Origin of the sequence: Streptomyces curacoi, from assembly GCF_001513975.1 — a bacterium.
GTDB classification, from domain to species: domain Bacteria; phylum Actinomycetota; class Actinomycetes; order Streptomycetales; family Streptomycetaceae; genus Streptomyces; species Streptomyces curacoi.
The window spans coordinates 338,284-351,613 of the sequence record NZ_KQ947986.1 but is presented as its reverse complement, the minus strand read 5'-3'; the positions used below and the strand labels follow the sequence as shown (position 1 = coordinate 351,613).

The following is a 13,330-nucleotide window of genomic DNA, read 5'->3' as shown; positions in this document are numbered from 1 at the left end:
CGTCCGGCCCACCCGAGCGAGACCCGCTCGGGCGCACCAGAGAGTGGTACCCCCGTGAGCAAGGACGCCGTGAACACGGCAGTGGCCGCACCCCGTACCGACGCGGCCCAGATGCCCGCGGACGCGGGCGACGCCGGTTACAGCAAGGACCTCAAGGCCCGCCACGTCAACATGATCGCCATCGGCGGGGCCATCGGCACCGGCCTCTTCCTCGGCGCCGGCGGTCGCCTCCACAACGCGGGCCCGGCCCTGGCCATCGCCTACCTGGTCTGCGGCATCTTCGCCTTCTTCGTGGTGAGGGCCCTCGGTGAGCTCGTGCTCTACCGCCCCTCGTCCGGCTCCTTCGTGTCGTACGCGCGCGAGTTCCTCGGCGAGAAGGGCGCCTACGTCGCCGGCTGGATGTACTTCCTGAACTGGTCGACGACCGGCATCGCCGACATCACCGCGATCGCGCTCTACACGCACTACTGGAGCATGTTCACCGACATCCCGCAGTGGGTGCTCGCCCTGGCCGCCCTCGCGGTGGTCCTGGCGGTGAACCTGATCTCGGTGAAGATCTTCGGCGAGATGGAGTTCTGGTTCGCGATCATCAAGGTCGCCACGCTGGTCGCCTTCATGTTCGTCGGCATCTTCCTGCTCGCCACCCAGCACAAGGTCGGCGGCCAGACCCCCGGCCTGGACGTGATCACCGACAACGGCGGCGTCTTCCCGCACGGCCTGATGCCCGTCGTCCTGGTCATGCAGGGCGTGATCTTCGCGTACGCCGCCCTGGAGCTGGTCGGTGTGGCCGCGGGCGAGACCGCCGAGCCGGAGAAGGTCGTCCCGCGCGCGGTGAACTCGATCATGTGGCGCGTCGGCCTCTTCTACGTCGGCTCCGTCGTGCTCCTCGCCCTCCTGCTGCCCGGCTCGGTCTACTCGGCCGACGAGAGCCCGTTCGTGACGGTCCTGTCGAAGATCGGCGTCGAGGGCGCGGGCGATGTGATGAACCTGGTGGTCCTCACCGCCGCGATGTCGTCCCTGAACTCGGGCCTGTACTCCACCGGCCGCATCCTGCGCTCCATGGCCATGGCGGGCTCGGCCCCGAAGTTCACCGCCCGCATGAACCGCAGCCAGGTGCCCTACGGCGGCATCCTGCTCACCTGCGCGGTCTGCGTCCTCGGTGTCGGCCTGAACTACCTCATGCCCAGCCAGGCCTTCGAGATCGTGCTGAACGTCGCCTCCCTCGGCATCATCAGCACCTGGGTGATCATCATGATCTGCCACTTCATCTTCGTCCGCCGCGCCAAGGCGGGCCTGGTCACCCGGCCGAGCTTCCGCCTCCCCGGCAGCCCGGTCACGGAGATCGTGACGATCGCCTTCCTCCTCGCCGTGCTCGGCCTGATGTGGAACGACCCCGAGGTGGGCCGCAAGACCCTCCTCCTCATCCCGGTGATCGCGGCGATGCTGGTCGGCGGCTGGTTCGCGATCCGGCGCCGGGTGGCGCGCCAGGAGGACCGGGAGCTGAGCGAGCTCACGAAGTAGTCAGCGGCCGCTGTCAGTGGCGGCCTCTACGGTGGCGTCATGTCGGAGATCACTTGCATCCGGGGTGACGCCACCGTTCCGTCGGTGACGGGCGTCAAGATGATCGCCCATGTCTGCCGCGCCCCGAAGGGGCGCGGGGAACTGCGCGACCGGCCACCTGCGACCCGCACACGCCCCACCGTTCCCCCGCGTGCCGCTCCGCCGGGTGAGATCGCCGTCACCGTCCACGACCGCGGGGAGGGCCGGAATTGAGCTACGACATCGACGTGCTCGTGCTGGGCGGCGCCGGGGTCGACACCATCGTGTACGTCCCCGAGCTGCCGCTCCCGTACGCCGACAGCTACATGATCGACAGTGGGGTCCGCACCCGCGCCGGTCAGACAGGGGACTTCGTGGCCGTCGGTCTGTGCAGCCTCGGCCTGCGCGTCCACCATGTCGACTTCCTCGGTGACGACCCCGAGGGCGACCTGGTCCGCGCCCTGCACCGCGAGCGCGGCATCGCCCTGACCGCGATCCCGCAGCCTGCCGGCACCAAGCGCGCGGTCAACCTGGTGGGGCCGGACGGACGGCGGCTGTCCCTGTACGACACCAGCAGGGCACACGCGGACGACCGCTTCCCCGAGGACACTCTGCGCACCCTCGCCGGGGCGAGCCGTCACGCGCATGTGTCGATCACCCACCCTTGCGCCCACGCCCTGCCCGTCCTCCGCGAGGCCGGCGTCACGCTCTCGACCGACCTGCACAACTGGGACGGGGAGAACCCGTACCACGAGCCGTTCGCGTACGCGGCCGACGTGGTGTTCCTCTCCGCGGCCGCCCTGACCGACCCGGCGCGCACCATGCGCCGTATCGCCGAGCGGGGCAGGGCCGAGGTGGTCGTCGCCACCGCCGGAGCCGAGGGCCCCACCTCCTGACCGCCGGAGAGATCACGCACGTTCCCGCGGTGCCCCCACCGGCGCCGGTGGTCGACTCCAACGGCGCCGGCGACGCCTTCGCGGCCGCCTTCCTCCACGGCATGCTGTCCGGCGAGCCACCGCACCGATGTGCCCTGTACGGCGCGGTGGCCGGCGCCCACGCCTGCGTGGTGCCGTCGACGCAGACGGACGCGATGGGCCGGGACGAACTTCTCGATCGCGTCGCCTGGTTCGAGGCCGCCTAGGACGTCACCGCTCGTGCTCGTGCTCGGCGTGTCCGTCCGCGTGCTCGCGCCCGTGGTCGTGCACGCCGTTCGTCGCCGCGATCTTCTTCCAGGACCTGGGCTGCGCCGGGGCCGTGGCCGACCTGGCGATGGACGCGCCGCGCGCCACGGCAGCGGCCGGCTTCGACGGCTGGAACAGCCAGGTGTCGAACAGCGCCGCCAGCGGCTGCCCGGACACCTCCTCGGCGTACCGCCGGAAGTCGGCCACCGACGCGTTGCCGTACGCGTGCTTCTGCGGCCAGCCCTTGAGGATCTCGAAGAACGCCTTGTCCCCGATCTCGTTGCGCAACGCCTGCAGGGCCAGCGCGCCCCGGTCGTAGACCGCGATGTGGAACTGGTTCTCCGGCCCCGGGTTACCGGGCCGGACCGTCCAGAACGGATCGTCGGCCGCACGCGAGGCGTACACGTAGTCGGCGATCTCCTGCGCCGTGCCCTCGCCCTCGTGCTCCGACCACAGCCACTGCGCGTAGCGGGCGAAGCCCTCGTTGATCCAGATGTCCTTCCAGTGCTCGACCGACACGTCGTCGCCGTACCACTGGTGGGCCAGCTCATGCACGACGACAGACGTGTTCGTCCCGTTCGAGAACCCTCGCGGGCTGTAGAACGGCCGGGTCTGCGTCTCCAGGGCGTACCCGACGGACGGGGTGTTCGGCACGTACCCGCCGACCGAGTTGTACGGATAGGGGCCGAAGTACTCGCTCAGCCAGTCGGCGATCTCCCCGCTCCGCTCGATGCTCGCCCGCGCGGCACCGTAGTTGTCGCCGAGGTCCTTGCTGTAGGCGTTGATGACCGGAATACCACCCTCGGACGTCCCCGTGGTGACGTCGAACCTGCCCGCCGCGAACGTGGCGAGGTAGGTGGTCTGCGGCTTGTTGGAGCGCCAGTTGTAGCGGGTCCAGCCGGCCCGCGAACTCGTCGACTGCAGCGTTCCGTTGGAGATGAACTGGGTGCCGTTCGGCACCTGCACCGACACGTCGAAGGTCGCCTTGTCGAGCGGGTGGTCATTGCTCGGGAACCACCACCAGGCTCCCTCGGGCTCACCCGCGGCGACCCCGCCGTCCGCCGTGCGCAGCCACGCGTTGAACCCGTACGCCTCCTTCGACGACGGCACACCCCGGTAGCGCACGACCACCGTGACGGCCGTGCCCTTGGCCAGCGGGTTCTTCGGCGTGATCTCCAGCTCGTGCTCGCCCGAGGTCGCGAACGACGCCTTCGCGCCGTTGACCCGGACCTCGCTGACGTCCAGCAGGAAGTCCAGATTGAAGCGGGACAGGTCCTGTGTGGTCCTGGCCAGCAGGGTCGCCGTACCCTCCAGCTCGTCCGTGGCCGGCTGGTACTTCAGCCGGAGGTCGTAGTGGGAGACGTCGTATCCGCCGTTGCCGTAGGCCGGGTAATAGGGGTCGCCGATGCCCGGAGCGCCGGGGGAGTGGCTCGCGGCCGAGGCCGGGATCACCAGCATCAAAGAGGCAGCCGCGAGTGCGCCCGGCGCCATGATTCTGCGGTGCACGAAAGCTCCAAGTCGTAGGGGACCGAAGTCTGTCCGGAGCCTATTCACCATCTGTGGCCCCGTTGTGTCCATGACCACCCCGGTCACACGAACGCCATTCGGCCGACATGAGCGGACCCGCCCCAGGGGCGTTTATCGGCCACACGGGACCTCATACGCCATCAGCCGCCCTCTTCTGCGCGGGAGTTGCCCGATGTACCGTCCGCGCATGCCGATACGCACGCGTTTCACGATCTGGAGACCGCTCGCGACGGCGGCCACGGCCGCCCTGATGGCCACGTCCCTGGCACCCGCGACGGCCACCGCCGCCCCGCGGGAGAGCAGCCCCGTCCACTCGTACGAGAACGCCATCCGCGAGGCCGTATGGGTGGACACCGGACTCGACCACGACCGCGACGGAAAGACCGACCGAGTCGCCGTCGACATCGTCCGGCCCCGCGAAACGGCCCAGCAGGGCCGCAAGATACCCGTCATCATGGACGCCAGCCCGTATTACTCCTGCTGCGGGCGCGGCAACGAGAGCCAGAAGAAGACGTACGACGCGGACGGCGACGTCGTCCAGATGCCACTGTTCTACGACAACTACTTCGTGCCCCGCGGCTACGCCTTCGTCGGCGTCGACCTCGCCGGCACCAACCGCTCCGACGGCTGCGTGGACGTCGGCGGACGCTCCGACATCCTCTCCGCGAAGGCCGTCGTCGACTGGCTGAACGGCCGCGCGAAGGCGTACACGACCCGCACCGGCACCACCAAGGCCAAGGCCACGTGGACCAACGGGCGCACCGGCATGATCGGCAAGAGCTGGGACGGCACCATAGCCAACGGCGTCGCCGCCACCGGCGTCGAGGGCCTGAAGACCATCGTGCCGATCAGCGCCATCTCCTCCTGGTACGACTACTACTTCCAGCAGGGCGCCCCCCTGTACGACTCCGGCCCCGACTGGCTGTCCGACTACGTCGACAGCCCCGACGCCCGCGCCAAGTGCGGCGCCGTCCAGCAGATGCTCGTCGACGGGGCCCCGCGCAGCGGCGACTGGACGCCCCTGTGGACCGAGCGCGACTACGTGAAGGACGCGAGCAAGGTCCGGGCCAGCGTCTTCCTGATCCACGGCATGCAGGACCTCAACGTCCGTATGAAGCACGTCGGTCAGTGGTGGGACGCGCTGGCGAAGAACGGCGTCGAGCGCAAGATCTGGCTCTCCCAGACCGGCCACGTCGACCCGTTCGACTTCCGCCGCGCGCAGTGGGTCGACACCCTGCACCGCTGGTTCGACCACGAACTCCTCGGCTACGACAACGGCATCGACCGTGAGCCGATGGCCGATATCGAGCGCCACCCCGACCAGTGGGTCACCTCCAAGGTCTGGCCGCCGCGCGGCACCGACACCACCACCCTGCGCCCCGCCAAGGGCACCCAGGCGGGTGTCGGCACCCTCGGCCTGGGCAAGGGCAAGGGCACCGAGACCTTCACCGACGACCCGCAGCGCAGCGAGACCGACTGGGCCGCCCACACCGACACGCCCACCCCGGACAAGGCGGGCTTCGTGACCGGGCCGCTCACCCGCGACCTGCGCCTGTCCGGCTCCTCGAAGGTCACCGTCACCGCGACCCCGACCACCTCGACGGCCCACCTCTCCGCCGTCCTCGTGGACCTCGGCCCCGACACCATCCGCGACTACGCCACGAGCGGCGAGGGCATCACCACGCTCACCGACCGCACCTGCTGGGGCGTGAGCACCACCGGCGACAGCGCCTGCTTCAAGGAGACGAAGGCCAAGACCGCCGACGTCGACTACACGATCGTCAGCCGCGGCTGGGCCGACCTGGGTAATCACGCCTCCGACCTGAAGGGCGTACCCCTCACCCCGGGTAGGCCGCACACGATCACCCTCGACCTGGCGGCCACCGACCACGTGGTCCCGGCCGGCCACCGCCTCGCCCTGATCGTCGCGGGCACCGACAAGGACCTCATCGACCCCCCGTCCACCACCCCCACGCTGACGCTCGACCTGTCCCGCACCAAGGCCCGCGTCCCGCTGGTCGGCGGCGCCCACGCCTTCGCACGCGCCACCGCCGGCTCGCCGGCCGCCACCCCCGAGGCCACGCCCCTCGACGGCGTGCGGGCGCCGCGCACCGTCCACCGCATCCCGGAGGGAGGCCAGTGACCCGTATCCGAGCCCTCACCCTGACCGCGGCGGCCCTCGCCGCGTCCCTGGTGGCCGTCCCCGCCCACGCCGCCGACTCCCCGCCCCGCACCGGCTTCGAGGAGTCCGACGGCGCGCGCTGGACCAGCCAGCCCGAGGAGCAGGCACTTCTGTCGGCCGTCGACAGGGCGAGCGAGCGGGTCTCCGTCTCGCGCATCGGGACGACGAAGCAGGGCCGCCCGCTCCAGCTCGTACGGATCGGCACCCTCCCCGCCCCGAACAAGGTGCTGCTCGTCTGCACCCAGCACGGCGACGAACCCTCCGGCCGTGAGGCCTGCCTGTCCACCATCCGTGACCTGGCCTACGCGAACGACCGGCAGACCCGGCGCTTCCTGGAGCGCACCACCCTGCTGGTCGTGCCCACCGCCAACCCGGACGGCCGGGCCGCCGACACCCGCGGCAACAGCGACGGCGTGGACATCAACCGCGACCACATCGCGCTCCGGACCGCCGAGGGCCGGGCGCTGGCCGCGGTCATCCGCGACCAACGCCCCGATGTCGTCTACGACCTGCACGAGTACGGCGCCACACCCCCGTACTACGACAAGGACCTGTTCGACCTGTGGCCGCGCAACCTCAACACCGACGCGCACGTCCACGACGAGGCGCAGGCCCTGTCCGAGTCGTACGTACGTCCCGCCGCGACCGGCGCCGGCTACTCGACCGGCACGTACGGCATCTGGACCGACCCCGAGACCGGTGAGCCGATCCGGCAGGTCGCCGGCGACGGCCAGGAGCGCATCCTGCGGAACATGTCCGGCATCAAGCACTCGGTGGGCCTGCTCATCGAGAGCCGCGTCGACCCGCTCACCGATGCGGAGAAGGCGGACGAGGCCCTGAACAACCGGCGCCGGGTGAGCTCCCAACTCGCCGCGCTGAAGGGCCTGTTCGGCTTCACCGACGCCCGCCGCGGACAGGTCGAGGCGGCGACCGGCGCCGCCCGCCTCGCCGGCTATGCCGACACCGGGCCCGTCTACCTCGGCGGCGCCGACAACGACCCGCCCGAACCCGCCGAGGTGATCCAGGACCCGCCCTGCGGCTACCGGCTCACCGCCGACCAGTACACGGGGGTGAAGGACGAACTCGCCCTCCACGGAGTGAAGTCGAAGGCCACCGCATCGGGCGCTTACGTGCCACTGCGTCAGTCCCTGCGCGCCCTCGTCCCGTTGCTCCTCGACGAGCGCGCGCCGTACCACATCACGGCGGGCGAACCCGACACCGCCTGCTGAGAGTTCAGGCTGTGGAGGAGGCGGCCAGCCCGGCCGCCTCCTCCGCGCAGCCCCAGGCCACGGTGATGCCCGCGCCGCCGTGGCCGTAGTTGTGCACCAACGTCCGGCCACCGGGCAGGAGTTCACGTTCCAGCCGGACCGCGTCGCGCACCGGCCGCAGCCCCACCCGGTGCCCCAGCACCCGCGCCCCCGCGATTTCCGGCCGCAGCGCCGCACACCGCCGTACGATCGCCTCCGCCACCGCCGGATCCGGCTCCAGCGACCACTCGTCCACCACCGCGGTGCCGCCCAGCAGCAGCCGCCCCGGCTGAGGGAAGAAGTACGCCATCTCCCCGTCGTCGTCCGTCGAGGTCAGCCAGGTGCGGATGCCGGGGTTCTCGACGACGACCAGCTGCCCGCGCACCGGACGCACGGACGGGTCCGGCACCAGCTCGCGGGCGCCCAGGCCCGTGCAGTTGACCACGACCGGCGCCCCGACCTCCGTGAAGGACGACACCGTCCGTGTCTCGATCACGCCGCCCGCCTTCAGGAGCCGCTCCCTCAGCCACGGCAGAAACGCCGTCATGTCGATCACCGGCAACCGGGCCCACAGCCCCGAACCGCCGTACTCCTCGGCCGTCGTGGGACGCAAGCCGGGCAGCCGGGCGGTGGCCCACCCGTCGGCCTCGTCCAGGGTCGCCTCGCCCAGTACCCCTTCGACCAGGCGTACGCCCGTCAGCTCGCTCTGCGCGGCCAGTTCCTCGTACACGTCCAGGGAGCGCAGCGCCCAGGTCCGCGCGAGCGCGACCGGCTCGATCCGGTACGGCCACCACAACGCACCGGCAACCGCCGAGGTGGTCCGCTCCACGGGGTCCCTGGTCCATACCCGCACGCGTGCCCCGCGCTCGGCGAGAACCAGGGCCGTCGTGAGTCCGATGACCCCGCCGCCGACCACGATGACGTCGCCCGACTGTTCGTTTCCCATGTCGGGACGTTAGCGGAATATGTCATGCCGCGCTCATATCGGTCCCATGCCGGGAATACTCACAGCATGTCTGCCGCGTACGCGACCTTCGGCCTGGCACCGGCGATGCGTGCCGGTGGCGTCCTCGCCAACGGTGACTACCAGGTGCACCGGGACTTCGTCGACTTCATCGTCGACGGACGCCCGCTGCTGTTCCAGCTCTCCGACCTCGACGCCGTTTCCCCGCTCGCCTCCGACGTCCCGCCCGCCATCTTCACCGCCCAGGTCCGCAGCCTGCTCCTGGAGGCGGAGGCCCCGCTGCCGGGCAGCCGGTACGTCATCTACGGCTGCCCCGAGTGCGAGGATCTCGCCTGCGGCGCCGTCACCGCGGTCATCGACAAGGAGGGCGACGACTACATCTGGCGGGACTTCGCCTGGCAGACCGACGAGCACGCCGACCTGGAGCTCAACGGCTACCACGGCATCGGGCCCTTCCGCTTCCGCGGCGCCGACTACCGCGCGGCGCTCGGCTCCCTGCTCGACCGCGACTCCGAGGCGCCACGCCGCCGGGTGCTCCTCATCGGGGCCCGCGTCGCCCTCCTCGCCAAGCTCGCCGCCGCGCTGCGCACCATCGGCATCGGTGCCGACATCACCGACGACGTGGGCGGTGTCCCCGCCGACGAACTGCGCGCCTACGGCGCCGTCGCCTTCGGCCGCGCGATCCGCGAGGAGCGGCGCGCCGCCGTACGCCGTGCCTTCGCGGACGCCGGAGTCGACGTGGCGTACGTCGACGGCCTCGCCCCGATCGTGCCGCTGCTGGTCGCGCAGATCGAGCACGCCCTGGACCGCAGCCCGGTGGAGCGGCGCCGGCTGACCCGCCTGGTGGCCGCCGACGGCGAGGCGGGCGTCGAGGTCACCTCGCCCTGCCGGGTCCGCCTCACCGCGTACCGCATCGACCGCCTCTACCGCACCCACACCCACGAGGTCTTCGACGGCGTCCTGGAGCCGGGCCGGCACCGCATCGCGCTGGACGCGAAGGCGGTGAAGGGGGAGGCGTTCTTGGTGGCGCGGACCTCGGGGAGCGTGCTGGTGGAGGCGATGGCACGCTGAAACCGAGGTGCCCGCGGCCCGGCGCGGCCACTAGGATCGCGGTCTGTGACTGCCACCCTCGTCGCCAAGAACCTCGCCGCCGGTCACGGCGACCGTTCCCTGTTCAGCGGGCTCGACCTCGTCGTCGCGCCCGGAGATGTGATCGGCCTGGTCGGGGCCAACGGCGCGGGCAAGTCCACGCTGCTCCGCCTGCTCGCCGGGCTGACCGCACCGGACGAGGGCGAGTTGCGGCTCTCCCCGCCGACCGCGACCGTCGGACACCTCCCGCAGGAGCCGGAGCGGCGCCCCGGCGAGACCGTACGGCAGTTCCTGGCCCGCCGTACCGGAGTCACCGAGGCCCAGCGGGCGATGGACGAGGCGACGCAGGCCCTCGTCGACGGGGCACCCGGCGCGGACGACGCGTACGCCACGAGCCTGGAGCGCTGGCTGGGGCTGGGCGGCGCCGACCTCGACGAGCGGGCGGAGGAGGTCGCCGACGCACTGGGCCTGGCGGTGGACCTGGACCAGCCGATGACCTCCCTGTCGGGCGGCCAGGCGGCGCGAGCCGGACTCGCCTCGCTGCTGCTGTCGCGCTACGACGTCTTCCTGCTCGACGAGCCGACGAACGACCTGGACCTCGACGGCCTGGAACGCCTCGAACGCTTCGTCACCGGCCTGCGCGCCGGCACGGTGGTCGTCAGCCACGACCGCGAGTTCCTCGCCCGCACGGTCACCAAGGTCCTCGAACTCGATCTGGCCCAGGGGCAGATCAACCTCTACGGCGGCGGCTACGAGGCCTACCTGGAGGAGCGCGAGGTCGCCCGCCGGCATGCCCGGGACGACTTCGAGGAGTACGCCGACAAGAAGACCGCCCTCCAGGACCGGGCGCAGATGCAGCGCTCCTGGATGGACAAGGGCGTCAAGAACGCCCGGCGCAAGGCGGGCAACGACAACGACAAGATCGGCCGCAAGTTCCGCAGCGAGGCCAGCGAGAAGCAGGCCGCGAAGGCCCGCCAGACCCAGCGCATGATCGAGCGCCTGGAGGTCGTCGAGGAGCCGCGCAAGGAGTGGGAACTGCGCATGGAGATCGCTTCGGCCCCGCGCTCGGGCGCGGTGGTCGCCACCCTGCGGGACGCCGAGGTACGACGCGACGGCTTCAGCCTCGGCCCGGTCTCCCTCCAGATCGACTGGGCGGACCGGGTGGCGGTCACGGGCGCCAACGGCGCGGGCAAGTCCACCCTGCTGGGCGCCCTGCTGGGCCGCGTCCCGCTGACCGCGGGACAGTCGACGCTCGGCTCGGGCGTCCTGATCGGCGAGGTCGACCAGGCCCGCAAGCTGTTCCACGGCGAGGAGTCCCTGCTGGACGCCTTCCGCGCCGCGGTCCCGGACACCGAACCGGTCGAAGTGCGCACGCTCCTGGCCAAGTTCGGCCTCAAGACGGACCACGTCCTGCGCTCGGCGGCGAGCCTCTCCCCGGGCGAACGGACCCGGGCGGCCCTCGCCCTCCTCCAGGGCAGAGGCGTCAACCTCCTGGTCCTGGACGAGCCCACCAACCACCTCGACCTGCCGGCCATCGAGCAACTGGAGTCGGCCCTGGACTCGTACCAGGGCACGCTGCTCCTGGTCACCCACGACCGGCGCATGCTCGACGCGGTGCACGTCACCCGCCGTCTGGAGGTCGCCGACGGCAAGGTGACGGAACGCTAGGGCGTCGGGGTCAGCGCCTGTGGCGCAACAGCGCACAGACGAAGTTCTCCTGTACGGCACGGAGTTTTTGCAGTAGAGCCGGCTTCATGGCCTGGTTGATCTGGGTGGTGGCGGAGAAGGTCAGCGACCGGCGCCCGTCCGGCGTGGCCGCGATGAGCTGCGTGTAGCCGAGGGTGTTGCCGGTGTGCCCCAGCACCACGCCGCACCGGGTCGTGTACCGGAAGAGGGCGAGCCCCGCGGCGTTGCGCCCCGGCCCGGCGGGCTCGGACGCCGCCCCGGGGATCCAGCGCCTCTGCTCGCGCACGAGGTGGCGGCCGTACAGCCGGCCCCCGGCATAGCCACGGACGAACCGGGTCATGTCGCGGGGGGTGGAGACGATGCCGCCCGACGCCCAGACTCCGGACATGCTCAGCACCTCGCTGACGTCCTCCGGCGGCGCGGGCGGGCTGACGTCGTAGCCGTGCAGGTAGGGGCGCGGCATCCGGTGGCCCTGGGGCAGGCTGGTGTCGCGCAGGCCCAGCGGCCGGTACACCAGCTGCTCCAGCAGCCGCTCATACCGCGTGCCGGTCGCCGCTTCCGCCATCAGGGCGACCGCGATGTTGTCGGAGTTGGAGTACTGGTACCGGGTGCCGGGCCGGAAGCGCAGCGGCTGGTCGGCGACGTAGTCGAGCAGCCGGCGGGAGTCGAAGCGATGGCGCGGGTCGGCGATGACGGTCTGCATGAACCGCGGAGACCGCGAGAAGTCGGGCAGGCCGCTGGTGTGGTGGAGCAGCTGGCGCAGCGTCACGGCGCCCCAGGCCCGCGGCAGCCGCGGCAGCCGCTCGCCCAGGGTGTCGTCGAGGCTCAGGTAGCGGCGGTCGACGAGGGACAGCGCCACCGCGCCGCTGAACGCCTTGGCCGCACTGGCGATGCGCATGTGGTCGCCGGGGGCGGGCCTGCGGCCGGTGGCCAGGTCCGCCACGCCGGCCCGGACGACCCGGCTGCCCCTGCCGTCGCGGAGGACGGCGATGACACCGGGCGGGCCGCCCGGCGTGCGCACCAGCTCCTCCAACTGCTGCTGGAGCGCGGCGTGGGGGTGCGGTCCGGGCGGTGCGGCGGCGTCGGCGGCGGTCGGGGACAGCAGCGTCAGACAGGCGGCGACGGCCAGGGCAGCGCCCAGACGGGGCCCGAGCGGGGGACGGCAGGGGCTGGACGGGGCGGGCTTCGGCATGGGCTCTCCCGGAGCGGCGGCGGGAACGGGGACTGGGCGTCCAGCTTCGCCCGCCCCCCCAGGGCGCAGCCGCCCGTGCTACTGCACCTGGCTCAACAGCCGCGCCCTGCGGACTGGCCGAGTCGCGTCGCCAGCCCCGGGTAGTCCACGACGAAGCCGTCCTCGTCGAAGCCGAGGTCGCTGCGGAAGTCGCCGGAGACGAAGCGGATCCTCCCGTGCCCCAGGTGTGTGTAGGTCTGCCGCGACGGCAGCACGGTCAGGTCCGGGACCGACACCCAGGCCATCAGCAACTCCTGTGTGCCGGGCACGAGATGGAGCCGGTGACGCAGCACCGGCATCGTGTTGGTGAGGGGGCACAGGCCCAGGTCGCAGTCGACGGCGCCCTCCATGTCGGGCAGACGCTCACCGTTCGCCGTCCAGCGACCCGCTCCGTCATGGCGCAGGTCGAGCGTGCGAGCTCCGGCCGCGGACTCGACGCCGACGTGCAGCCGACGCGTCACGAAGGCGTCGGCCGTGTCGAGTTCGTACGCGATCCAGTACGGCTCCGGCTTCGTCCCGACCGCCCGGCCGCGGGCCCGCAGCGAGCCGCCGCCGAGGTCGATCCAGGCGGTCTCGATGCCGTGGCTCTCCGACACTTCCCAGGTGATGACGCGCGACGTCGGCATGGCGTCACCCTACGGGCGAACAGGCCCGGACCCTCCGAGTCGTACCGGAGCGTCCGGG

Annotated in this window: 9 protein-coding genes and 2 pseudogenes; 7 read left to right on the top strand and 4 right to left on the bottom strand. The window is 71.6% G+C overall.

What is annotated here, in order from left to right; all coding sequences use genetic code 11:
* The first annotated feature begins 54 nt into the window (after window positions 1–54).
* From AQI70_RS11320 to AQI70_RS11315, 3 genes and pseudogenes are all read left to right on the top strand, one after another.
* The gene (locus tag AQI70_RS11320) at window positions 55–1,521 is read left to right on the top strand and encodes an amino acid permease (RefSeq protein WP_062147089.1); all 1,467 of its coding nucleotides are present in this window, start codon (window positions 55–57) and stop codon (window positions 1,519–1,521) included.
* 39 nt (window positions 1,522–1,560) lie between these two features.
* Window positions 1,561–1,662, top strand: a pseudogene (locus AQI70_RS38455) (Appr-1-p processing protein); the annotation flags it as partial.
* A gap of 107 nt (window positions 1,663–1,769) precedes the next feature.
* Window positions 1,770–2,680 (top strand): annotated as a pseudogene (locus AQI70_RS11315) (PfkB family carbohydrate kinase).
* Window positions 2,681–2,684: 4 nt separating this feature from the next.
* Here AQI70_RS11315 and AQI70_RS11310 read toward each other — a convergent pair.
* Window positions 2,685–4,226, bottom strand: coding sequence for a M1 family metallopeptidase (locus AQI70_RS11310; protein ID WP_062147087.1), 1,542 nt, complete (start codon window positions 4,224–4,226; stop codon window positions 2,685–2,687).
* A 208-nt stretch (window positions 4,227–4,434) separates the two neighbouring features.
* Between AQI70_RS11310 and AQI70_RS11305 the strand changes: the two genes are divergently transcribed.
* On the top strand, window positions 4,435–6,390 hold the full coding sequence (locus AQI70_RS11305; RefSeq protein WP_062148278.1) for a Xaa-Pro dipeptidyl-peptidase: 1,956 nt from the start codon (window positions 4,435–4,437) through the stop codon (window positions 6,388–6,390).
* Entirely contained in the window at window positions 6,387–7,658 is a 1,272-nt protein-coding gene (locus AQI70_RS11300) for a M14 family metallopeptidase (RefSeq protein WP_062147084.1), read from the top strand. Before AQI70_RS11305 ends, AQI70_RS11300 begins: the two co-directional genes overlap by 4 nt.
* A 4-nt stretch (window positions 7,659–7,662) precedes the next feature.
* On the opposite strand, the gene AQI70_RS11295 is transcribed toward AQI70_RS11300, so the two are convergent.
* Window positions 7,663–8,622 (bottom strand): FAD-dependent oxidoreductase, encoded by a 960-nt coding sequence (locus AQI70_RS11295; RefSeq protein WP_062147083.1) that lies wholly within the window; start codon window positions 8,620–8,622, stop codon window positions 7,663–7,665.
* 66 nt (window positions 8,623–8,688) lie between these two features.
* Between AQI70_RS11295 and AQI70_RS11290 the strand changes: the two genes are divergently transcribed.
* Both AQI70_RS11290 and AQI70_RS11285 read left to right on the top strand, forming a co-directional pair.
* Window positions 8,689–9,711 (top strand): hypothetical protein, encoded by a 1,023-nt coding sequence (locus tag AQI70_RS11290; protein ID WP_062147081.1) that lies wholly within the window; start codon window positions 8,689–8,691, stop codon window positions 9,709–9,711.
* Between the two features lie 45 nt (window positions 9,712–9,756).
* Window positions 9,757–11,397, top strand: coding sequence for an ABC-F family ATP-binding cassette domain-containing protein (locus AQI70_RS11285; RefSeq protein WP_062147079.1), 1,641 nt, complete (start codon window positions 9,757–9,759; stop codon window positions 11,395–11,397).
* 10 nt (window positions 11,398–11,407) lie between these two features.
* Here AQI70_RS11285 and AQI70_RS11280 read toward each other — a convergent pair whose 3' ends face one another.
* Entirely contained in the window at window positions 11,408–12,607 is a 1,200-nt protein-coding gene (locus AQI70_RS11280) for a serine hydrolase domain-containing protein (protein ID WP_062147077.1), read from the bottom strand.
* 92 nt (window positions 12,608–12,699) lie between these two features.
* A complete protein-coding gene (locus AQI70_RS11275; RefSeq protein ID WP_062147075.1) occupies window positions 12,700–13,272 on the bottom strand; it encodes a putative glycolipid-binding domain-containing protein in 573 nt (190 codons plus the stop codon).
* Between the last annotated feature and the right edge of the window lie 58 nt (window positions 13,273–13,330).